20 protein-coding genes and 2 pseudogenes are annotated in these 21,867 nt (G+C 42.5%); 6 read left to right on the plus strand and 16 right to left on the minus strand.

Annotated features, from left to right (window positions below):
* Positions 1-80 precede the first annotated feature (80 nt).
* A complete protein-coding gene (locus tag E5Y90_RS00365; RefSeq protein ID WP_174659085.1) occupies positions 81-650 on the plus strand; it encodes an FMN-dependent NADH-azoreductase in 570 nt (189 codons plus the stop codon).
* A gap of 58 nt (positions 651-708) precedes the next feature.
* Here E5Y90_RS00365 and E5Y90_RS00370 read toward each other — a convergent pair whose 3' ends face one another.
* Positions 709-1,620, minus strand: coding sequence for an alpha/beta hydrolase (locus E5Y90_RS00370; protein WP_174659086.1), 912 nt, complete (start codon positions 1,618-1,620; stop codon positions 709-711).
* 155 nt (positions 1,621-1,775) lie between these two features.
* On the opposite strand from E5Y90_RS00370, the gene E5Y90_RS00375 reads away from it, so the two are divergent.
* On the plus strand, positions 1,776-2,213 hold the full coding sequence (locus tag E5Y90_RS00375; protein ID WP_151204686.1) for a DUF2147 domain-containing protein: 438 nt from the start codon (positions 1,776-1,778) through the stop codon (positions 2,211-2,213).
* A 56-nt stretch (positions 2,214-2,269) separates the two neighbouring features.
* Here E5Y90_RS00375 and E5Y90_RS00380 read toward each other — a convergent pair whose 3' ends face one another.
* Positions 2,270-2,632: a Spx/MgsR family RNA polymerase-binding regulatory protein gene (locus E5Y90_RS00380; protein WP_151207259.1), complete on the minus strand. Its 363-nt coding sequence runs from the start codon at positions 2,630-2,632 to the stop codon at positions 2,270-2,272.
* Between the two features lie 517 nt (positions 2,633-3,149).
* Positions 3,150-3,968 carry an exodeoxyribonuclease III gene (locus tag E5Y90_RS00385; protein WP_174659087.1) on the minus strand — a complete coding sequence of 273 codons (819 nt, stop codon included), beginning with the start codon at positions 3,966-3,968 and terminating at the stop codon, positions 3,150-3,152.
* A gap of 40 nt (positions 3,969-4,008) precedes the next feature.
* Between E5Y90_RS00385 and pyrE the strand changes: the two genes are divergently transcribed.
* The gene (gene pyrE / locus E5Y90_RS00390) at positions 4,009-4,659 is read left to right on the plus strand and encodes an orotate phosphoribosyltransferase (protein WP_151207218.1); all 651 of its coding nucleotides are present in this window, start codon (positions 4,009-4,011) and stop codon (positions 4,657-4,659) included.
* A 461-nt stretch (positions 4,660-5,120) separates the two neighbouring features.
* Here the strand turns inward: pyrE and E5Y90_RS17410 are convergent.
* The 9 genes and pseudogenes from E5Y90_RS17410 to E5Y90_RS00430 all read right to left on the minus strand — a co-directional run.
* Positions 5,121-5,333: pseudogene (locus tag E5Y90_RS17410) on the minus strand (heteromeric transposase endonuclease subunit TnsA); the annotation flags it as partial.
* A gap of 152 nt (positions 5,334-5,485) precedes the next feature.
* Positions 5,486-7,324, minus strand: a complete 1,839-nt coding sequence (gene glmS / locus E5Y90_RS00395; protein WP_151204689.1) for a glutamine--fructose-6-phosphate transaminase (isomerizing) — start codon at positions 7,322-7,324, stop codon at positions 5,486-5,488.
* An 11-nt stretch (positions 7,325-7,335) separates the two neighbouring features.
* Positions 7,336-8,700: a bifunctional UDP-N-acetylglucosamine diphosphorylase/glucosamine-1-phosphate N-acetyltransferase GlmU gene (glmU, locus tag E5Y90_RS00400; RefSeq protein ID WP_174659088.1), complete on the minus strand. Its 1,365-nt coding sequence runs from the start codon at positions 8,698-8,700 to the stop codon at positions 7,336-7,338.
* 9 nt (positions 8,701-8,709) lie between these two features.
* Positions 8,710-9,240 carry a phosphatidylglycerophosphatase A gene (locus E5Y90_RS00405; protein ID WP_174659089.1) on the minus strand — a complete coding sequence of 177 codons (531 nt, stop codon included), beginning with the start codon at positions 9,238-9,240 and terminating at the stop codon, positions 8,710-8,712.
* A complete protein-coding gene (gene thiL / locus E5Y90_RS00410; RefSeq protein ID WP_174659090.1) occupies positions 9,218-10,135 on the minus strand; it encodes a thiamine-phosphate kinase in 918 nt (305 codons plus the stop codon). Before thiL ends, E5Y90_RS00405 begins: the two co-directional genes overlap by 23 nt.
* Before the next feature lie 18 nt (positions 10,136-10,153).
* Entirely contained in the window at positions 10,154-10,603 is a 450-nt protein-coding gene (gene nusB / locus E5Y90_RS00415; RefSeq protein WP_151205652.1) for a transcription antitermination factor NusB, read from the minus strand.
* Positions 10,604-10,607: 4 nt separating this feature from the next.
* On the minus strand, positions 10,608-11,078 hold the full coding sequence (gene ribE, locus E5Y90_RS00420; RefSeq protein WP_151205653.1) for a 6,7-dimethyl-8-ribityllumazine synthase: 471 nt from the start codon (positions 11,076-11,078) through the stop codon (positions 10,608-10,610).
* An 18-nt stretch (positions 11,079-11,096) separates the two neighbouring features.
* The gene (gene ribBA / locus E5Y90_RS00425; RefSeq protein ID WP_174659091.1) at positions 11,097-12,212 is read right to left on the minus strand and encodes a bifunctional 3,4-dihydroxy-2-butanone-4-phosphate synthase/GTP cyclohydrolase II; all 1,116 of its coding nucleotides are present in this window, start codon (positions 12,210-12,212) and stop codon (positions 11,097-11,099) included.
* 366 nt (positions 12,213-12,578) lie between these two features.
* Complete coding sequence (locus E5Y90_RS00430) at positions 12,579-13,553, minus strand: alpha/beta hydrolase (RefSeq protein ID WP_174659092.1); 975 nt, start codon at positions 13,551-13,553, stop codon at positions 12,579-12,581.
* A 476-nt stretch (positions 13,554-14,029) separates the two neighbouring features.
* On the opposite strand from E5Y90_RS00430, the pseudogene E5Y90_RS00435 reads away from it, so the two are divergent.
* Positions 14,030-14,769: pseudogene (locus E5Y90_RS00435) on the plus strand (IS982 family transposase).
* Positions 14,770-14,902: 133 nt separating this feature from the next.
* Here the strand turns inward: E5Y90_RS00435 and E5Y90_RS00440 are convergent.
* Complete coding sequence (locus E5Y90_RS00440; RefSeq protein WP_174659093.1) at positions 14,903-16,981, minus strand: TonB-dependent receptor domain-containing protein; 2,079 nt, start codon at positions 16,979-16,981, stop codon at positions 14,903-14,905.
* A gap of 226 nt (positions 16,982-17,207) precedes the next feature.
* Positions 17,208-18,077 (minus strand): IS982 family transposase, encoded by an 870-nt coding sequence (locus E5Y90_RS00445; protein WP_174660531.1) that lies wholly within the window; start codon positions 18,075-18,077, stop codon positions 17,208-17,210.
* A gap of 989 nt (positions 18,078-19,066) precedes the next feature.
* Between E5Y90_RS00445 and E5Y90_RS00450 the strand changes: the two genes are divergently transcribed.
* The gene (locus E5Y90_RS00450; protein WP_267314039.1) at positions 19,067-19,246 is read left to right on the plus strand and encodes a hypothetical protein; all 180 of its coding nucleotides are present in this window, start codon (positions 19,067-19,069) and stop codon (positions 19,244-19,246) included.
* Positions 19,247-19,369: 123 nt separating this feature from the next.
* A complete protein-coding gene (locus E5Y90_RS00455; protein ID WP_267314040.1) occupies positions 19,370-19,651 on the plus strand; it encodes a transposase family protein in 282 nt (93 codons plus the stop codon).
* 204 nt (positions 19,652-19,855) lie between these two features.
* Here the strand turns inward: E5Y90_RS00455 and E5Y90_RS00460 are convergent, their stop codons facing one another.
* Together E5Y90_RS00460 and E5Y90_RS00465 are read right to left on the minus strand one after the other, a co-directional pair.
* Complete coding sequence (locus tag E5Y90_RS00460) at positions 19,856-20,194, minus strand: DUF3325 domain-containing protein (RefSeq protein ID WP_174659094.1); 339 nt, start codon at positions 20,192-20,194, stop codon at positions 19,856-19,858.
* Entirely contained in the window at positions 20,191-21,867 is a 1,677-nt protein-coding gene (locus tag E5Y90_RS00465) for a PepSY-associated TM helix domain-containing protein (RefSeq protein ID WP_174659095.1), read from the minus strand. The genes E5Y90_RS00460 and E5Y90_RS00465 overlap by 4 nt, the downstream gene beginning before the upstream one ends.

The following is a 21,867-nucleotide window of genomic DNA, read 5'->3' on the forward strand; positions in this document are numbered from 1 at the left end:
TGGGCTGGGATTATCTCATTGTTGAAAAATCATTAAACTATGCCTATTTCTAGACAGACCAATTCATACAGGCAAAATAGATGCAAGTTTTACATATTGATTCAAGTATTTTAGGTGATGCTTCAATTTCCCGTCAGTTGAGTCAGGCCATTGTGAGCCAGTTGCAACAAAAGCATAAAGACACCTTACAGGTAGAGTATCTAGATCTGGCGACACAACCGATTCCTCATCTGACTGCCGAGATTCTGATGGGGCAGGATGCAGAACAGACAGCTCTGGGGGAAGAGATTTTGCAGCAGTATTTGCGTGCGGATATTATCGTGGTGGGAGCGGCAATGTATAACTTTGGCCTGCCTTCTACTTTAAAAGCCTGGATCGACCGTATCAGTGTGGCTGGGCGTAGTTTTAAATATACTGAAAATGGCCCGATTGGTTTGGCGGGTGACAAGAAAGTCTATATTGCCAGCAGCCGTGGGGGGATCTATGGTGAACAGAGTCCGGTTGACTTTCAGGAAGCATTCCTGAAAACCGTGTTTAATTTTACCGGGGTGAGTGATATTCAGGTGATTCGTGCCGAAGGCGTGAATATGGGCGATGCAAGCAAGCAGCAAGCTCTGGAGACTGCACACCAGATGATCAGCGCGCTCTAAGGCAGAAAATTGAAAAGGTCAGCCTGGGCTGACCTTTTTTATATCAGGACTTGAGAGCCTAGTCCTGATCCAGACGATGTGCAAACTCTGCCAAGTCAGCCAGAGATTGTCGGGCTTCATCAAACCAGGCGCTAAACATCTGGAAGTTATGCCACATGCCCGTATAGATTTTAAACTCAACCTCAACATGGGCCTGCTCGGCCTTTTCTTTGAAACGGGTGGCGTCATCCAGCAAAATTTCCTTAGAACCGACCTGAATATGGATAGGAGGTAATCCGCTCAGCTCGGCAAAGTAAGGAGAAACGCCGGGATCACCTCGGTCTATGGCGCTGGGCACATAATATTCGATCCCGGTTTTAAGCGTTTCGATTGACAGCAAGGCATCATGTTTCTGGTTATACCGTAAAGATTCACTGCTCAGAGTCAAATCCAGCAGTGGAGAAAGCAGAATAAGTCCACTAACTTGCGGGCGACCTTCCTGTTTGATTTTTAAAGCGAGGGCCAAGGCCAGGTTAGCGCCACACGAGTCACCGGACAGAATAATATCTTTGGGCTGAATTCCCTGATCAAGCAACAGGTTGTAAACATCATATAGCGCCTCAAGCGGCTCCGGATAAGCCGATTCCGGTGCAAGCGGATAGTTCACATGCAAGACCTGCATCTGGGTACGGGCTGCAATTTGGGTCATAAAGGCCCGGTGGGTATTGAGTGAACCTAAATAGAATGCTCCTCCATGAATATGAAAAATCATCTGGGTCGATTGCTGCTGGGGTTTGATCTCTTCAGCACGTAAACCGGCCAGACGCAAGGAACGAATTTGTACAGACGGGTCTTGCGGGAACAGTTTGCATAGCTGTTCCAAGGCGATACGCAGCGAGCTAGGAGGAAGGTTCAGACGACTTGGCGCACGAATGGCGGCTTTTAAAAAACTTTCTGTAATGAGTTGTTTCGTGAGGGGACTCATCTTCATTATCCTTCCATATTTTTATGCTTTTATTCAAAATGAGATTATTTACCAACCTGATTTACAAGGTTACACTAAATAGTCACACGTAAAAATTGCAAAATTGTTGTGTCTTTTTAATACTAAATTGGTCTATCAACAGACTAGGGAAATGAAAAAAAATGAAAAAAATCGCGCTAACCTTAGGATTACTTGGCTTATCGGTATTAGCAAATGCCGCAGATCCTCTGAATGGTACCGTTTGGAAAACGATTGATGACAAAACTAAACAGCCAAAAGCCATGGTGAAGTTTACTGAACAGAAGAATGGTACTTTATCTGCCAGTATTCAATCGGTATTGACTCCGGGTGAAGAGAATGCCTGTACAAAATGTGAAGGACCTTATCATAACAAGTCATTAAAAGGCTTGACCATTGTGAAAGGTCTGAAAAATGTGGGTGGCACCAGCTATGAAGGTGGTTCTATTCTGGACCCACAATCTGGCAAAACCTATAAGCTAAAAGGCAATCTGGCGGAGGGTGGCAAGAAGCTGGAGCTGCGTGGCTTTATGGGGATTTCTGCTTTGGGTCGTAACCAGACCTGGATTCGTGCAAACTAATCCATCCTGTATATGCAAAAAGCCTGACATCTGTCAGGCTTTTTTTTATATGCTGATTAATCCTGTTTTTCTTCAACTAGAGCGCGATAAGCAGCTTCGTCAAATCCGGCAATAAAGCCATCAGCAGTCTGTAAAATCGGTCTTTTAATTAAGCTGGTATGCGTGGTTAAGGCTTGCACCAGATGATCTTCACTGGCCAGTGCGGTTTGCTGCTCTTCTGCACTGAGTTTACGCCAGGTGGTGCCTTTTTTATTCAGAACCACGTCCTGACCGAGTGCATCCAACCAGCTTTTTACACATTCTGCATCAATGCCCTGTTTTTTATAATCATGGAATTCATAGCTCAACCCCAGTTCATTGAGCAGATCAAAGGCTTTTTTCATTGAATTGCAGTTTTTAATACCATAAATTCTTAACATCATCATCACTCATTTAAAGTCTTGGACTAGCTTAACCAAATTTAGTCAAGACGGCCACGGGGGGCTGCAAAACAGGAGTGTCCGTCTGCATAGGAAAATTTCGAATCAGGGCCAAGCTGTCATGAAACTGACATAAGGAGGGGATAAGATTCTGGATAGAACAATAAGAAATAAAGTTTTAAATAAGAGAACAATCAGCGGATATATAAAAAAATCAAAACAATAATCAAGAATAAGAGTCATTATAATATGAGAAAACCCGCATCAATCATCCTGATTATGCGGGTCTCAGTATAACGTCCAATGTCACATCCATGAAAAACAAACTAAATTTGATGGTCTGTTTTATTTTCTTCCTACGGCTTCCTGTCCTTTATGTGTCATCCTGACATATCCCTGTGCCGTGCAGCTATCATGCTATGTTCTTAAACTCAAAGAAATCCAAGAAATACGTCATGGCATGTAAGCAATTCACCTTAATTGAGTAAACAATTGTTTACTCAGTTCTCAAGCCTTTTTACAATTTGTAATCAATAATGACCGGTGCATGATCACTAAACCATTCATCTTTATAGACCCAGGCATTCACCGTACGGGTTTTCCAGTCTGGAGAACAGGCGTGGTAGTCAATCCTCCAGCCGACATTCTTGGCGCGGGCCTGACCACGATTCGACCACCAGGAATATAGCTCGGCTTCCTGGCGTACTTCACGGAAGGTATCTACATAGCCCAGTTCATCATAAATATGGTCCAGCCAGGCGCGTTCATGCGGTAAACAACCGGAAGATTTCTGGTTGCCCGACCAGTTTTTAATATCAATCCGTTTATGCACAATATTGTAATCCCCACAGACAATGACCGATTTATTTTCATCGCGCCATTGTTTCAGAATCTTTTGATATTCTTCTAAAAAGTGGTCTTTACGGGCCTGAGCTTCTTCACCCGATGAACCGGATGGCAGATAAAGCGAACAGATATATACAGTTTGTTCTAGGCCCAGATCGAATTCAGCGGCAATAAAACGGCCCTGTGAGTCTGCCAGTTCAAAACCCAGACCATCGGTGAGGGAGACAAAAGGCAGACGGCTATAAATGGCGGTGCCGGCATAGCCTGGACGTTCGGCTGGAAAGAGATGGGTGTACCAGCCTTCAGGCTTAAATTTATCGGTCCACTGAACATGGGTAATGCGGCTTTCCTGCATGCAGATCACATCGGCATCGGACTTTTCCATCCATTCCAGCAAACCCTTGCTTACAGAGGAACGTAAGCCGTTGACGTTAATTGAAACGACACGAAGAATTTTTTGATCACTTGGATAGCTACTCTTTGGTATCATGCGCAAGTCTTACCTTAATTAATGGATTCAGGAGCACCTCATGTCAACGCCAGCTCAGTTTAACCCGCAAGCTTTTATCGAACTCGCATTATCACGTGGTGTGCTTAAATTTGGTGAGTTTACTTTAAAATCGGGTCGTGTGAGCCCTTATTTTTTTAATGCCGGCTTGTTAAATGATGGCGAAGCCTTGTCTCTCTTGGCATCAGGCTATGCAGCCAAGCTGATGCAATGTGATCAGGTCGAAGTGGTTTTTGGTCCGGCATATAAAGGTATTCCATTTGTTGCTGCAACTGCGGTCGCACTGTCGCAAAATCATGGTGTGAGTATACCTTGGGGCTTTAACCGTAAAGAAGCTAAAGATCACGGTGAAGGTGGCGTATTGGTCGGAGCTTCGGTTGAAGGTAAAAAAGTCTGGATTATTGATGATGTGATTACTGCCGGAACTGCGATCCGTGAAGTGGTCACTATTCTGAAAAATGCCGGTGCACAAATTGCCGGGGTACTGGTTGCGTTAGATCGTCAGGAAAAAGGTCAGGGCGAACTTTCTGCAATCCAAGAAGTCCAAAAAGAACTTGAAATTCCAGTACATGCACTGATCACCATGAAAGACTTAATGGATTATCTGGATGGTAAAGGCGAGCAGGAAGCACTGGCAAAAATGGAAGCCTATCGCGTTAAATACGGTATTTAAACCGGTATAGCTAGCAGTGGATAAGGAAGCTCAGGCTTCCTTTTTTATGACTTTAAAGCAGCCAGAACACCTGATTGTCTCACTATCCATGAAAACCTAGACAATTTTGCTGGCCAAAAAAATCGTATCTGTCGACCTGATGGGCATATTCTGAGCAAAAAGTGTTAAGGAGAATTATCATTTTAAATGGGGAACATCGGATAAAAATATAGTCTATTTATAGCTTTTTATTGACTTAACTGTTGAGACCCTCTTTCTTTTAATTTCTTTAGCCAACCCAAAAGCTGAACCGCTTTAACAGATAGTCGCTTATCTCCGGCCGTTACTCCAACAGGATCCGTTCGTCCAGGGAACAGATCTTTAATTTGCCCCCCACTGATTATCTCTTAATACCTAGCGTTTACTCATAAAAGTATAGTGGGCACAAGGTGGTTTCTCTCAAGTTAATTGATGACACGCCTTAGTAATAGAAAAGTGGACAGTTCTAGATCAGAGAGCAAGTGATGAGTTCTTTGGCTTTTATGACCAAAAACTCGGTGAGATCGACCTTCTAAACTCACATCTCGAATTGTGAGCCAAGGCTTATAGTTATTTCCAAAACCCTGCCCTCGTCCTTCTTTAATCCACTTTTGAATTTTGAGTTCATGATTTTGTGTGTTCTTAGAATTAGCCATAAAAAAATCCACACAACATGCTTTTTAGAGCATATCTTGTGTGGATTTTTTGAGCAATATAGTATTACACTTTATTACTCAGTATGAGACTTTATTACTTGGTATGAAGCTTTATTACTCTCATACAATAACCAGCCTTGCTTCAATTCTGATTATTCTACGGTCACTGATTTTGCCAGGTTACGCGGTTGATCTACATCCGTACCCCGCAGGACGGCTACATGATAAGACAGCAACTGAACCGGAATGCTATAGACGATAGGGGCTAAAAGTGGATCTATTTCAGGAATATGCACCACATGCTGGCGTTCTTTGGCCTTGATGCCGCTATGCTCATCAGCAAAGACAAATAACTCGCCACCACGTGCCTGAACTTCTTCCATATTGGATTTTAATTTGTCCAGCATGTCATCCTGCGGTGCCAGAATGACCACAGGCATATCATTATCCACCAGTGCCAGCGGGCCATGTTTCAGTTCACCTGCTGCATAGCCTTCTGCATGGATATAGGAAATTTCTTTCAGTTTCAACGCACCTTCAAGCGCGATCGGGAAATGCGTCCCACGGCCGAGGAACAGACAATGGTTTTTTTCTACAAACAGTTCAGACAGGCGCAGAATTTCATCATCATAACGCAGGGTGTCCAGAATCACTTTAGGAGTATGCCAGAGCCCGGTCGTAATCGCGGTAACCTGTTCCGTTGAAATCGTGTTTTTGACAGTACCGATTTTCAGTACCAGCAACATCAATGCAGTCAACTGGGTGGTAAAAGCTTTGGTCGATGCGACCCCAATTTCAGGTCCTGCCAAGGTCAGCAAGCTGTGCTCAGTTTCACGTACCATCGACGATGTAGCCACGTTACAGATGGTCATTGTGCTGATGTCTAAACCTTTGGCCTGAGCGCGTTTCTGCGTATCGCGTAAGGCCGCCAGGGTATCTGCGGTTTCACCGGACTGAGAAATACAGACATACAGGGTGTGATTTACAATCACTGGCGTGCGGTAACGGAATTCACTGGCAATTTCAACCTGACAAGGCAGGCCGATCAGCTGCTCAAACCAGTATTTGGCAATCATACCGGCATGGTAGCTGGTCCCACAAGCAATGATCTGAATCTGCTGGATCTTGGAAAAATCCTGCTCTGCACTAACCAGAAAGTCTTCACGCAGGGCATTTCCATTGAGTGCTTGGGAAATGGTTTGCTGGATGGCTTCAGGCTGCTCATAAATTTCTTTGAGCATATAGTGCTTGTATTCGCCTTTAGAGGCATTACTCACCGCAGCATCCAGTTCTTTCACCGGACGCTCAACCAGTTGACCATCCACAAACACTTCAATCGTGCTACGAGTCAAACGGGCAATATCCCCTTCTTCCAGGTAGATAAAGCGGTTGGTAATCGGCAGCAGGGCCAACTGGTCAGAACTGATAAAGTTTTCACCAATTCCAACCCCAATCACCAGTGGTGAGCCTTCACGCACCGTGATTAACTCATCCGGATGATCGGTATGAACAATACCCAGTGCATACGCGCCTTTTAGTTGTGGCACCACCTGTTTTACCGCTTCCAGTAAAATCGGGGTCGATTTCAGTGCATCATTGACCAGATGGGCAACGACTTCAGTATCAGTCTGTGAAGTGAATACATAACCTAGAGCTTCAAGGTCATCTTTCAGCTCTTGATAGTTCTCGATAATGCCGTTATGTACCACAGCCACATTGCCGGAGATATGCGGATGGGCATTGTTCTCAGTCGGCTTGCCATGTGTGGCCCAGCGGGTATGGGCAATCCCGAGCGAACCAATAATCTGTGATTCATTGACTGCATTTTCAAGGTTGGCAACCTTGCCGACACGACGTTCACGTAGAACCTGATTCTGGTTAATCAGGGCTAAGCCGGCTGAGTCATAGCCACGGTATTCAAGACGTTTCAGGCCTTCAATTAAAATATTGGTAATGCTGCGTTCCGCAATGCCACCGACGATACCACACATAATATTTCCCCTTATTTCTTGATCTTTTGCGGACGTGGATAATTTTCTTTGGCAAATTGCTTGGAACGTTCCACCGCTAAACTGTTCTCTGCCACATCACGGGTAATGGTTGAGCCTGCACCGACAGTGGCACCGTTGCCAATCTGTACCGGAGCAACCAAGGAGCTGTTGGAACCAATAAAGGCATTATCTCCAATGATGGTTTTAAATTTATTGGCGCCGTCGTAGTTGCAGGTAATGGTACCGGCACCAATATTAGAACCACTGCCGATTTCGGCATCACCTAAATAGGTGAAATGATTGGCCTTGGAACCTAGGCCAATACTTGAATTTTTGACTTCGACAAAGTTGCCAATATGTACGTCATTGGCCAGTTTCGCCCCTGGACGTAAACGTGCAAAGGGACCAATCTGTGCATCTTCACCGACAACAGCCTGATCGAATACGCTATATGGCTGTACTTTGGTGCCCGCAGCAATTTTGGTATTTTTAATCACGCAGCCTGCGCCAATTTCAACCTGGTCGCCGAGTTCGCAATCACCTTCGATAATCACGTTGATATCAATTTTCACATCCTTACCGACTGTCAAATGGCCACGTAGGTCAAAACGGTTGGGATCAATCAGATGAACACCTTGCTGCATCAGCTGCTTGGCTTGATACGCCTGGAACTGGCGCTCCAGGGCAGCCAGTTGTACGCGGTCATTGACGCCTTCGACTTCAAAAGCCAGCTCAGGTTCTACCGAGGCCACCTGCATGCCATCGGCTAGCGCCATCGCCACGATATCCGTCAGGTAATATTCGCCTTGTGCATTATCATTGCTTAAACGTGGCAGCCATTCATGCAATTTGGCATTGCTAACAGCATAAATCCCGGTATTGATTTCCTTAATTTGGCGCTGTGCGTCAGTCGCGTCTTTATGTTCAACAATCGCTTGAATCTGGCCATCTTTACGGACAATACGACCATAACCTGTTGCATCTGGCAAGGTTAAGGTTACCAGGCCAATGCCTGTCTCTTGGGTAGCATTCAGCAGGTTTTGCAAGGTAGCCGGCCTAATACAAGGCACATCACCCGATAGGATCAGGGAGATGCCATCCTGTGGCAAGACCGGTAACGTCATTTGTACCGCATGACCGGTACCCAGCTGTTCCGCCTGTTTCACCCATTGGATAATTTGATCTGCAAATGCAGTTTGGACACGATCACCGCCATGTCCATAAATGGTAATAATATTATTAGCATTCAGCTTTTTCGCCGTTTCGATCACATGACCAAGTAAGGGGCGTCCTGCAAGAGGTTGTAATACTTTGGGTAAATGAGAGCGCATACGCGTTCCTTTACCTGCAGCAAGAATAATGACAGTCGTTGACATGTTCTCATCCTAAATGTAGCTAGGCCATGGTAAAAAAAGATAAATCAGAATACAGAGAGCTGCCCAAAGGCCGGCAATAATATCATCCAGCATGATGCCGAATCCCCCGCCGACTTGGCGGTCAATGACCCGGATTGGCCAAGGTTTCCAGACATCAAACAAACGGAACAGGGCAAAGCCAACCAGAAGCCACAGCCAGTTCATCTGCCCCATATAGAGAACGGGTAGAAACGTGATGGATTGCCCAGCAAATTCGTCCCAGACAATCCGGCCATCATCATGTACACCCATCAGCTCAGCGGTTTTGCCACAGATATAGATGCCAATCAGTGACATGATCACCATGGCAAAAAAGCTATTTAAAAAACCCAGAGAGAGCCAGAACGGCACAAATAACAGCGCAAAAGCTGAGCCAAACGTCCCCGGCGCTTTCGGTGCCAGGCCAGAACCAAAGCCCACTCCACTAAATACAATCAATCGGTCCTTCCAGGACATCGCTTTAAAATTTATTGCAGGTTTATGCAAAATGTTGATACCCATTAAATTGAAGCAAATGATCTATGCCATTTTTTTCAAAAGTTAAACCGAGTGAAGAATGAACAGTGCCGATTATACTAATCGAAACATCAATTTGTTTTTGCAATAATTTTTCATAATTTTGCGGACTTATTGTAAAGCATAATTCATAATCATCGCCACCGGCGAGCGCATATTGCCATTTTTGCTCATCACGCAAGGTGTGCAGGGCAGGGCTGAGCGGGAGCTTATCCAGTGCCAGGGTTGCACCCACTTGAGAAGCTTGAAGAATATGTCCCAGATCTTGAGCCAGGCCATCCGAAACATCAATCATGCTATGTGCCAGGCCTTTTAAGGCAACACCGAGCTGGCAGCGTGGGCTCGGATAATCCAGCCGCTGCTGTAAGGGGTGGCCGGGATGATTCAGGGCAAAAGCTGCATCGCCGACGGTACCGCTGACACAGATCAGGTCACCCGGTTGGGCACCTGAGCGCGGAATAGCCTGTCCGCTATCGACCCAGCCAAGTGCAGTGATGCTTATGGTCAGGTGAGGGCTTTGTGTGGTATCGCCACCAATTAAGCTCACCCCAAATTGATCGCAGCAATCATACAGGCCCTGACTAAAGGCTTTGAGCCAGGCATGATCAATTTGGGGTAGGCTCAAGGCCAGCAAAATACTGTGCGGGGTGGCACCCATGGCAGCAATATCGGACAAATTAACAGCAACCGATTTCCAGCCAATCGCATGCGGGTCAGTCTCTAGGGGGAAATGTCGTCCAGCCACTGAAGTATCGGTACAGATCACCAGTTGTTGCTGTGGAGGAGGGGTGAGCACGGCTGAGTCGTCACCGACGCCTAAATCGACAGAATTGAGATTCCGCCGATTAAAATAGCTATCAATAATCGAGAACTCAGCCATACAACAATGCGACTTAAACTAGTGGGCTTGCTGTTTTTCTGCTGTACGTAGCGTCGTGGCTAAACGGTCCAATACACCGTTGATGTATTTATGGCTGTCTGCACCGCCAAAATGTTTAGCCAGTTCGATTGCTTCGTCCAAAACCACACGATACGGAATTTCCAGATGTTCTTTCAATTCGTAGGCGCCCAAACGCAGTGTAGCCAGCTCAACGCCGTCCAGTACGGTAATTTCACGATCCAGTACCGGAATTAAGAGCGCATCCAGTGCTTCATGATTGGCAACCACTTGAGTCAACAATTCATGATAATAGCTCAGATCCACTTTATGCATGGCATTTTCCACACGCGTACGTGCTTCAATCTCATGCACCGGATTGTGGCTCATCTGCCATTCATAAATTCCTTGCACAGCAAAACGACGTGCTTTACGTTTTGCTGCATAAGTTGCTTGAAGTGTTTGCGACATAGCGTTAGATAGCCTTTAACAAGTTAACCATTTCAATCGCAGTTAAAGCAGCTTCACTGCCTTTATTTCCTGCTTTTGTACCCGAGCGTTCAATCGCTTGTTCGATACTGTCCGTAGTGAGTACACCGTTAATGACCGGTAAGCCAGTGTCCAGGCCAACCACGCCCAAACCTTTGGCACATTCACCCGCTACAAAATCGAAATGAGGGGTGCTACCACGAATCACTGCGCCAAGTGCAATGATGGCATCGAAACGTTCCGAAACAGCCAGTTTTTTTGCAACTACCGGCAGTTCCCAGGCACCCGGTGCATGAACAACCGTAATATTATCCTCTGATACGCCATGACGTTTCAACGTATCAATAGCACCTTCTAACAGATGTTCAACAACAAAGCTATTAAAACGACCAACTAAAATCGCGAAACGGCCTTCGCTCGCGAGATGCAACATACCTTCAATACGGCGAATAGCCATAGGAACCTCGATTATTTCTTAAGATGTTTGTTGTGCAGTGATGTATTCCACCACTTCTAAGTTAAAGCCGGACAGGGCATTGAAACGTAATGGAGAGCTGAGCAGCTTCATTTTTTCCACGCCCAGATCACGTAAAATTTGTGCGCCCACCCCAATGGTTTGATATTGCTGAGACAGTGCAGCATTGGATTTGACATTTTTCGGTGCTTTCAGGGTCTCTAAAGCCGGGCCTAAGTCCTGTAAATGGCGCTGGCCGATCCAGACCAGTACACCGCGGTCGCTGGTAGAAATCTCTTTGAGTGCTCGGTCCAGATTCCAGGTACTTTCACTGTCCGGTTTTTTGACTTTTAAAAGATCGCGGGTCGGGTTAAAACCATGTACGCGTACCGTCGTGACACCTTGTTTAGGCTCGCCTTTTACTAAGGCTAAATGAATATCCGGATTGCCGAGCTCACGGTAACGATACAAGTCAAAGCTGCCATATTCAGTCTCGATGACTTGATGATCAATACGCTCAACCGTCTGTTCATTGGTCATACGGTAATGAATCAGGTCGGCAATGGTGCCAATTTTCAGACCATGCTTTTCGGCAAATACTTCCAGATCCGGACGGCGCGCCATGGTGCCATCTTCTTTAATAATTTCACAAATTACCGATGCGGGTTCCAGACCGGCAAGGCGGGCCAGATCACATCCTGCTTCGGTATGACCTGCGCGGTGCAATACCCCACCTGGCTGTGCCATTAAAGGGAAAATATGGCCGGGCTGTACAATATCTGTTGGCTTGGCATGTGCCGCCACTGCAGTCTGAATCGTGTGAGCACGTTCAGCGGCTGAAATGCCGGTGGTAATCCCTTCTGCTGCTTCAATAGACAGCGTGAAGTTGGTGCCGTGCTGGGCACCGTTCGCATCGACCATTAACGGTAAATTCAGCTGCTGGCAACGCTCTTTACTCAACGTCAGGCAGACCAGACCACGCGCATGGGTGATCATAAAGTTGATGTCCTCCGGGCGGACATGCGTGGCAGCAATAACCAGGTCACCTTCATTTTCACGGTCTTCATCATCCATCAGGATGACCATTTTTCCTGCACGGATATCTGCGACAAGCTCTTCAACTGTATTGAGCGGCATCAATCTTCACCTTCTTCTTTGATCTTTATCAGACCGAATCATGACATTATTGCTGCATAGTCTAACGCTTTTTAAGCAATTTTGCCTATGCCTATTACTTTGCCTGTAGCGTTCATTGTTATACACAGTCTTGCAGATGATGGAAAGTCGACTTTAAAGTAAAGCTCAGCTTTGTGCTGTATTTTTGCACAGTTACAAAGCAAGAAAAATGAAAAATCTGGATAAAATGCCAGCTGTTAAAAGTAAATTGGTTTTTATAGAATTTTCGCAGTTTTACTGTTTTAGGGTTGTTAAGAATAACCTTTAAAAGTGCTCATAAAACCAGACAGCCTGACCTGCTGTTAGGAATGGTCTGATCTATTTTGGTCAGGCCAAAAGAGATTTTTGTTCCAGCCATTGAAACAGTTGCTGATATACCTGCTCTCTGGCCGGTTTTTCTGAAAGTACCAGATCATGGACAGCATTTTGAATGGAACACAGCTGTACATCGCCCTGTAGCTTTTGGGCATGGTCAATTATATCTTGCACCTGAAGAATTACGTCACTGCTTTGTGCAGCGTGATTAAAGCGTAAAGGATAGCGGGTTTGATGGGCATGCATGATTAAAGTAGGGACTGTAAGATAAACTCCCTGATGAAGATGTTTTTGGGCCTCATAAATGGCATACACAAAACTTAAACGTACCAGAGGATAGCTTGGTTTTTTCCATTCCAGATTGAAATTCCATTCTCCTTGATAACTGATATGCAAGCTGGGTACATACCAGCGATTAAGACGGCTTGGAAACTGCAGGTCTGGAAAGCGTTTTCCTAAACGGCTCAGTTGGGGCAATAAAATCTTTTTCTCTAGATAGCGCATGTTGAAGTCATAAAATGGGCTGTTGAGCCAGAGTCCCTTGATTAGAGGGTGATTGGGATGCCGGGCGGTATAAAGGGTGGTAATTAATCCACCGGTTGAATGCCCGCATAGAAGTATCTGGTCATGGCCTTCTTGGCCAATCAGCTCGAGTGCCTGATTAATTTCAGCATCATATTCAGAGAGACTGTAGACATTGTAGAGCTTCTGGTGACATAAATGGGAGCGCCCATATTTTCTTAAATCCAGAGCATAAAAATCAAAACCTTGCTGATTAAAGCGTTCTGCCATTTCAGTTTGAAAAAAGTAATCAATAAAACCGTGGATATAAAGCACGGCCTTAGAGGTGGTTTGGGCTGCTTTTTTACGCACCAGCGTGGCAATGACCGGGCCTTCATAATCTTCAGGAAAATTGAAAGTGGTCTGCTCATAACCCTTACCTAAAATATCAGCCTGATAGACTGGCGCCAGAGCACTATTTTTCATTTTGTTATACTCATGATTTTTTAGATTATCCTTAAGGATAAGTATGAGTTTGTCAAACTCTGCTGAAAGTTTTTAATATAAAATCAACAACAAAAAAGCCCCAATCTTTCGATCAGGGCTTTTAAAATTTGGAGGGCTTTGTTGCATACTATCTATTTTGAGGTAATGCCTCTGGGTTTTGGCCAAACTCTGTCGACGATAGCCAGCCCACTTTTTTCAAATCATTCTTTTTGGCTTTTTGGACATCTGACTGTTTTCAACTATTGATTTCTGGCTCAAGATTCCGACTTTTTTTATTTTTACCTGGATGGTGCATTTTTTCTGGTGGAGTTACTGCAGGTGCGTGACGCTCTGAAATCACTTGTCTGCAATGTTTGTATTATAACCCGAATCACGGATAAGAAATTGACTAGAGAAAATAAGAGGACTAGAGCCATCAGTTAAGTTGCCACACCAAACCTAACGCTCTAGTCCTGATGTTTAGTAGTACCAAATTATTCTGTGAAATTGATGATTTCTTAAATTTGAAGAAATGTACTAGGAATTTCTCAAACAAAACTGCCATTCTTTAAGAATCAGAACTGCTCAACTGATGATCTCGGAAATCTGTTTTATCGCCATTTGGTAGAGGTATTCTCATTTTAATAATTTTTAAAGCATTCTTCATAGGGTTAAAGGAAGATAAAAACCACTTATTTAGAAGTCTACCTTATTACCAATGATTTAATGTCATAAATCATTGGTCAAAATTGCATCACGTGGTAGAAGCTCAATGGGCTGGTTTTATGGCTGTAAATTACATATTGCGATGAATCAATTTGGTGAAATTGCCTGTTCTGCTTTATCGAATGGACATGTTGCTGACATAAAAATGGTTGAGCAATTGGTTGCTGGTATAGAAGCACAACTTTACGGGGATCGAGGTTACATCAGCCAAGAATTAAAAATCAGATTGAAAGATCAAGGTATTGATTTAATTACTTATCATCGAAAGAATATGCAGGCTATTCAACTACAAGAATCTGATGAATATCACCTAAGACAACGCAATAAGATAGAAACATTATTCAGTTTATTGAAGGGGCAATACAATTTAGTGACGAGTAAAGCACGTAGTCTTCATGGATTTCTGAGTGGAATTTACGCCTCACTATGTGCATATCAATTAACCCATCAAAATAAGCCAACAATTCAAATTAAGGAATCATCGGCTTAAGCAGGATCCGGGTTAATTAGGTGATCGCCTAAGCGAACACCCTCAGTTTAAAAAACAATTGTACAAAGCTATTTATAGATCCCCATATGTCAGCATCGCGTTAAGTTTTATTAGCTATCTTTTTAATAAAATTCTAGTACGTAGCTACTAAACTTACCCCATAACGACGTCCATCTAACAATTGATCACCGTCTACATCTTCTGCTTTTTCATCCAATATATTATATACACCAAATTTGCCTTTCAAGTTCGCATTAAACTGGTAATTAAAACCGGCATCGAGGAATGTATAGGCTGGATTGGCCATAGTCATTGATGAACGCCCCAAAGACTGGGAGGTTTCGCTACGATGATGCAATCGGCTCCATATATCTAGCTGGTCATTAATCCCATAGTCAACCGTGATATTGAACATGTGTTCCGGCATCTGATTCAAGGAATTACCTTTATATTGACCTGACTGGATTTCAGTATCCGTATAGGTATAGTTTGCAGCTAGATTAATATTATCAGCCAACTCTACATCGTATGTTGCTTCAATACCTTGCATTGCCGCTTTATCAATATTAAAGCGACTACCGTAGAAGTTCCACATCAGTGGATTACCATTATTATCTAAACGATCAAAAGGATCAGGACATACCCATGTAGATGGCTTATTATTTTCACCATTTGGTGATTGGCAGATGCGGTCTTCACTAATCCGGTCTTTAAACTCAGTATAATATGCAGTTAAAGTTGTATTTGAGCGAGCCCCTTGCCAAGCCGTACCTAATTCATAAGTTATGGATTTTTCGGGTTTTAAATCATCATTGCCCATAATAAAGGCACTGCCTTTACCTGTTACTGAATGCACCTCACTTGAAGACTGCTTTAAATCTGGTTGCTTATAACCAGTCGATACACCACCTTTTAAAATCCAGGCATCATTAAGGTTATATACCCCATAAATACGAGGTGAGAAATTACCATCATAGTTTTTATCATGATCATAACGTACACCCGTTGTCAGATTAAAACGCTCAGTAATAGACCAGGTATCTTCAGTAAATAATGCAAAGCCCCAACGCTCTAATTCAGTAATAGGGAGCTTTTCATTTTGATTGGTAGCACGATCAATCATTTCTTCATTTTTAAAATATGCACCAAAAACCAATTGATGTTTGCTTAGATCCCAATCCCATTGAGTATTGGCAATCCAGGTATCTGTTTCAATACCGCTGGTAATACCATTGCTACGATCTGGATTTTTTGAGTTTTCAAGTTGCACATAGCTACGACTGGTTAACGTATCATTGTAATGGCCGTCATGCGTTAGACTATATACACTGCGATAATTGCGACCTTTACTGCCTGTTGCCTGTTTTTCACCCGGCCCTGCAACAGCAACAGTTTTACCTACTGTCGTTGCAGCTGTTTGATTAACAAAGTTAGCATCAAGCTTTAAGTCATGGTCATCGTTAAGAATGTAGGTTAAACGGCCATTAATACTTTCTCGTTCCGTATTACGGAAACCACCAATATATGCATCTTCTTCACGTTCTTGTTTATTTAGTCCGAGCTGTAAACCGAGTTTATTGGCAATTAATTGTCCTGCTAAGTAGACTGAACCTTCTTTGATATCACCAGATTGATTACTGTCTTGTAATACTGTACCTACTTCAACTGTGCCGGTCCATACATCGGTAACCTTTTTGGTAATGATGTTAATAACACCCCCCATTGCATCAGTACCATACAACGTAGATGCCGGGCCACGAATAATTTCAATGCGCTCAATAGCTGCCATAGGCGGTAAAATATTTTTTTCAAAACCGCTGTCGTCACCATTCGGATTTACGTCTTTAGAATATTGGCGTTTTCCATCGACTAAAAATAAGGTGTAATTTGATCCCATACCACGAATACTAATACTTTGTGCAGATCCTGAACCGGTCACTACCACCCCGGGAGTATTACGTAGAACATCATTGATATCATTATAATTACGTTTGTCTAATTCTTCCCGAGTAATCACTGTCATTGAAGCGGGTGCTTGGTTCACATCCTGCTCATAACCTGCAGCAGTTACAACAATTGTCTGTAACTTGGTTGCTTCGGTCGCTTTGGGTGTTTCGAACTGTGAAAGGGGCGTTTCTTCTGCAAATATTGTACTAGTCATTAGTGTTGATATAGCAAACGCTAAAGTAGACTTTAAAAATGGCTTAGTCATTGGTCACTGCATCCTAATATGTCTAAAAAGACTATGTGAAATTTATTGCAAAGTGTAACAAATGCTCTTGGTATTGCAACTGATAATTATTATCAATATCATTTATTTTAATGGGGATTATATAACTTAGTTTTACGAATTAAAGTTAATAGAGAGTCTGGATATTCGGATAGAAGCTTACGATCTATAGAGAGGCTTTTATATTAATAAATAACCCGAATCCTGTTTAAGCCAACCATTCGATTACTCGAATGGTTGGCTTATTTCGGTGGCTCAATTGATATGCGCACAATGAAGCATAAATCCCTCCTAGAAATCCACAAACACTACGTGCTCTACTCGTCACTAAATTGTATTGTCCTTTCAATAAGCTGAATAACGTTTCTATTTTATTGCGCTGCTTTAAGTGATATTCATCTGATGCAGATAATTTAATAGACTTCATGTTCTTTCGGTGATAGGTAATTAAATCAATACCTTGTTCTTTTAATCTGCTTTTTAATTGTTGACTGATGTAGCCACGGTCGGCATAGAGTTGCGCCTGTAAACCTTCAGCTAATTGTTCAACCATTTTAATGTCAGCAACATGTCCATTTGATAAAGCAGAACAGGCAATTTCACCAAATTGATTCATCGCAATATGTAATTTACAGCCATAAAACCAGCCCATTGAGCTTCTACCACGTGATGCAATTTGGACTAATGATTTATGACGCTGAATACGTTGATTTTTACAAACTGGCAGAGTTGTTGAATCAATCCATAAATATTGTGTAGCTTGGTCTTTCATCAGCGCCACATGTAAAGCGTGTAGGGCCAATTGGTGCATATTGATCAGATGAATCATCCTTTGATAGCAAGGCAAGTACTTAAATAAATGGCTTTTATCTTCTTTTAACCAGGTGAAAAAGGCTTTGAAATTATTGAAGTGAGAATACTTATACCAAATGGCGATAAAGATGATTTCAGAGATACTCAGCTGCGCTTTTCGGATTCTTAAGCAGTGATGGCTTTGCTTGAGGAATTTCCAGTAGGTTGCTTCAAATTTAAGAAAGAAATCATCAATTACACAGAATAATTCGGTACTATTGAACATCGGGACTAGAGTTGTGAGTTTGGTGTGATAACTCAACTGATGGCTCTAGTCCTCCTATTTTTCAAGTTAATTTCTTATCCGCGATTCGGGTTAAATATGATTAACTTATCTATAAATAAGAAAGCATAAGAAGCTAAATAGCTCAGTTTAGAAAATAAATATATGTTATTTAAAATTAAAAAAATTAAGAAAAAGTCTCATTATGGTTAACTAAATTAAATGAAAAAATAAGACTTACTATATTGAAGGTGTTGAGGTTTTTATTATGTACAAGGTATTAAATTAATTATTTATTTGGGTATTATTTATAATAAATACTGGATAAATTTTAATAACTAAATACTTGTGTGAGAAGGCTAATTTGTCTAGAATAAACATATTATAGAAGATATGTATATGTTATATAGTTAAAAATTTATTTATATTTCAATGCTACTCAAGTAGGTATTAATAATATTTATAAAACTAATATGATAAATTTAATTATAGAAAGGATTTATTGATCCTGTAGTTTTTTATATGTATATTAGTTTAAAAATTTAATACCTATCCAAAAAATAGAAAAGGCCCTAGAATGCTGTAAAGTTATAGGTTTTGAGGATTTCAATGCAAAGTGCATTTTTAATATATGAGGGGGTCGATTATATAGTTTGGTAAATGATGGGAAATTATTATAATATGATTAATAGATCTCTTTCATAAATCAAAAAATGATCTTCTTTTTGGTTGATATCTGCACTCCAGATTTCTTGGCATTCGTGCATAATCTGCGGATGGAATACATCGATTCAAAGAAGCTTTCTGAAACACAGTTCAAGCGATACACAGGCATCTCATGGTCAACCTTTGATTTAATGGTTGAGCAATTGAAGATGCATGTTCCTGCCAAAGGCAGACCACCTAAATTGAGCTTAGAGGATCAGATCCTCCTGTGCTGAAGTTATTGGCGTGAATACCGAACCTTATTCCATGTCGCAACAAATTATGGCGTGTCAGAGCCCACTGCTTCAAGAATCGTACGCCATGTAGAGGATTGTTTCATTAAGTCTAATCTGTTTAATCTACCGAAGAATTTGCCTGAAGGCGAAGGCATAGACTGGAATGTGGTGATCGTAGATGCCACAGAAATTCCAATCCAAAGGCCTAAAAAAACAGAAGAAAAGCTATAGCGGCAAGAAAAAGAAGCACACCTTCAAAGTACAGGTCATCATTCATTATAAAACTCAGAAAAAATCCTGAGTTTATGCGCTGATCGCGGTTCAATACATGATTTTGAACTCTTTAAACGCAACTTGAATCAGATTCCTGTAGGTGCCTTTATCCTTGCAGATAAGGGCTATCATGGAATTTATACAGTGTATCCAAATAGCCTATTGCCTCTAAAAGCAAAGAAGCGCTGTAAACTGGATACTGAACTAAAAATCTATAATCAGGAAATCAACAAAAGAAGAATAGCAATTGAGCATGTATTTGGTCGCTTAAAAACCTTCAAAATTCTTGCTGAGCGATATCGCAATCGAGGCAAAAGACTGGGATTAAGATTCAATTTAATTGCTGGAATTTATAACTTCTAGCTGAGTAAAAAATGACTTATGAAAGAGGTCTAATTTTTCTAGTTAAATTATAAGAAAATAATTTATATGTAAAAATATTATTTAAAGATTGCATGGTCACTTTACATATAAAGTTAAAAAAATCAAACTGTGCTTCAGGTGAATTTAAACGAAAAAGCCAATCCGAAGATCGACTTTTCAAATAAGGATGGGTAAATTACAACTTTAGATCAAGAAAAAAATGCCTGAAATCACAGCAATCACCGCACAGATCAATATAATTACTTTAATTTTACTCTGTAGATAACTCAGACTTAAACTCACGACCAATGCGGCAAAAGTTAAACTGCCGAGCCAATAACTGATCATGTTGCTGACTGTGCCAGCGAACAGGCATACAATAAGTGGCAGAATCAATATCACCCAGCCAAGAATGTTGGTCAGTCTGGTTTTGGAAGCATCTAACTCTTTAGCAAAAATCTGTTTCTGATGTTTGGACATAGACGCGGCGAGTGTAAAAAAACCCAGTGAAGTCAAAGCCCAAATCAATAAGAAGAACATCATGCCTGATTCTCCTTGAGCATCGCTTTGGATTTTTTCGGCGGCAAGCCTTTATAGTTTTTCACTTTCTTGAACGCAAACCAGAACAGGATTGCAAGCATCCACATCGCCAGATCAAAAGAAGCAATCATCCATTGACCATTCAGGAGGGTATTCCAGATTGCCTGACCGCCAGTCAGGAAATTAATGATTGGCAACAATGCGAATGCCGCAGTTGCAAGCACTAGAAGCTCTAGCCAGGCTTGTCGGTGGCTACGAATCATGGCATACAGCGATGTCAGCAACCAAATGATAAAGAAACTACGAATCTCCCAGTTCAGTCGCATGTCTATATCTGCCGGAATAAAGCGATTGGCATAAAAGTAGGCAGCACAAGCAATCGGTAAACCAATAATGGCAGCGATATTGGTGACTTCCACAAGACGATAGCCAAAGGATTTATAGCCTTGCTTCTGTTGTTGTGGCGCACGCTTTACACACCAAAGAATCAAACCGGTCGCAATCATTAAAGTGCCGACCACACCTGACATAAACAGTAACCAGCGTAGAGCCAGATCCACGCCACGTGCTTCATGCAAGGTAGTGAATACGTTATAGATACCATTTGCAACTGAAGGTGTTTTTAGGGTAGTTCGATCCGCCTTTAACTCGCCTGTCACGCCATTGAAAGTAAGACTCGGATAAATGTTACGATAAGCCACACTCACGCCATTTAAAGCGCGGAGTTCAATTTCGGCTTTGGTAGTATTCGGCTGGATGATACTGATTGTGCCTACCGGATTACTTATCCATTCTTTTTCCGCTGTTGCCATTATCGGTGCCAGATCTGTTAATGGAGCAGGGCGTGTAGATGGAGCTTTACTTTGAGAGTGTCGACCTTCACTACGCTGCCGATACTGCTCACTATTACTAGATTCAGTTTGAGTACTCTTATCCTGAATCAAGCTCTGACGTTGATCCTGCAGAAATGCTCCTCGATTTTCATAAATCTGGTTAATACCCCACGGCATCAAAGGAAAGACCAGCAGTAATAAACCGCTAAAGGTAATCATGATATGAAAGGGCAGAGCAAATACCGCAGTGGCATTATGTGCGTCTAACCAAGAACGCTGACCTTTGCCCGGACGAAAAGTGAAAAAGTCTTTAAATATTTTCTTATGGGTAATTACACCGCTAATGATGGCGACTAGCATGAGTAGAGTAGCAATACCGACAATCCAGCGTGACCAGAGCCGGGGCAAGCCGTACAGCTCAAAATGAAAGCGGTAGAGGAAGGAGCCTCCACGTGTTTCACGGGCCTCCAAAATTTCCCCTGTTGTACTATCAAGAGTAATACGGGTACCGCCACGACGTGCACGAGGATCTTCACCGACACTGCGAATATTCAATGTAGTGGTGGTCTGGCGTGAGTTAGGAAGCTGAATTGCCCAACTGCCAGCATCCGGATGATGCTGTTGGAGATAAGCCAATGCGACACGGGTTTGTTCGATTTGGCTCTTTTGTGGGATTGATTGATGAAATTCCGGTTTCATCCAGAGGCTGATTTCATTCTGGAAAAAACTTAAGGTTCCGGTCAAAAAAATCGCATATAAAAGCCAGCCTAAAATCAGACTAGCCCAGGTATGCAACCATGACATCGACTGGCGTGGACCTTCCTGTCTTGCATCTACTCTCAT

Origin of the sequence: Acinetobacter sp. 10FS3-1, assembly GCF_013343215.1 — a bacterium.
Lineage (GTDB): Bacteria > Pseudomonadota > Gammaproteobacteria > Pseudomonadales > Moraxellaceae > Acinetobacter > Acinetobacter lwoffii_C.

Excerpts from the sequence above, each read along its gene's own strand:
- E5Y90_RS00375 (WP_151204686.1), top strand. The coding sequence starts at position 1,776 with ATGAAAAAAATCGCGCTAACCTTAGGATTACTTGGCTTATCGGTATTA.
- E5Y90_RS00405 (WP_174659089.1), bottom strand. The coding sequence starts at position 9,240 with ATGGGTATCAACATTTTGCATAAACCTGCAATAAATTTTAAAGCGATG.
- E5Y90_RS00370 (WP_174659086.1), bottom strand. The coding sequence starts at position 1,620 with ATGAAGATGAGTCCCCTCACGAAACAACTCATTACAGAAAGTTTTTTA.
- E5Y90_RS00430 (WP_174659092.1), bottom strand. The coding sequence starts at position 13,553 with ATGAAAAATAGTGCTCTGGCGCCAGTCTATCAGGCTGATATTTTAGGT.
- ribE (WP_151205653.1), bottom strand. The coding sequence starts at position 11,078 with ATGGCTATTCGCCGTATTGAAGGTATGTTGCATCTCGCGAGCGAAGGC.
- E5Y90_RS00445 (WP_174660531.1), bottom strand. The coding sequence starts at position 18,077 with ATGTTCAATAGTACCGAATTATTCTGTGTAATTGATGATTTCTTTCTT.
- nusB (WP_151205652.1), bottom strand. The coding sequence starts at position 10,603 with ATGTCGCAAACACTTCAAGCAACTTATGCAGCAAAACGTAAAGCACGT.
- pyrE (WP_151207218.1), top strand. The coding sequence starts at position 4,009 with ATGTCAACGCCAGCTCAGTTTAACCCGCAAGCTTTTATCGAACTCGCA.
- E5Y90_RS00460 (WP_174659094.1), bottom strand. The coding sequence starts at position 20,194 with ATGATGTTCTTCTTATTGATTTGGGCTTTGACTTCACTGGGTTTTTTT.
- glmS (WP_151204689.1), bottom strand. The coding sequence starts at position 7,324 with ATGTGTGGTATCGTCGGTGGCATTGCGGAACGCAGCATTACCAATATT.
- E5Y90_RS00440 (WP_174659093.1), bottom strand. The coding sequence starts at position 16,981 with ATGACTAAGCCATTTTTAAAGTCTACTTTAGCGTTTGCTATATCAACA.
- ribBA (WP_174659091.1), bottom strand. The coding sequence starts at position 12,212 with ATGCCGCTCAATACAGTTGAAGAGCTTGTCGCAGATATCCGTGCAGGA.
- E5Y90_RS00365 (WP_174659085.1), top strand. The coding sequence starts at position 81 with ATGCAAGTTTTACATATTGATTCAAGTATTTTAGGTGATGCTTCAATT.
- E5Y90_RS00465 (WP_174659095.1), bottom strand. The coding sequence starts at position 21,867 with ATGAGAGTAGATGCAAGACAGGAAGGTCCACGCCAGTCGATGTCATGG.
- glmU (WP_174659088.1), bottom strand. The coding sequence starts at position 8,700 with ATGTCAACGACTGTCATTATTCTTGCTGCAGGTAAAGGAACGCGTATG.
- thiL (WP_174659090.1), bottom strand. The coding sequence starts at position 10,135 with ATGGCTGAGTTCTCGATTATTGATAGCTATTTTAATCGGCGGAATCTC.
- E5Y90_RS00385 (WP_174659087.1), bottom strand. The coding sequence starts at position 3,968 with ATGATACCAAAGAGTAGCTATCCAAGTGATCAAAAAATTCTTCGTGTC.
- E5Y90_RS00380 (WP_151207259.1), bottom strand. The coding sequence starts at position 2,632 with ATGTTAAGAATTTATGGTATTAAAAACTGCAATTCAATGAAAAAAGCC.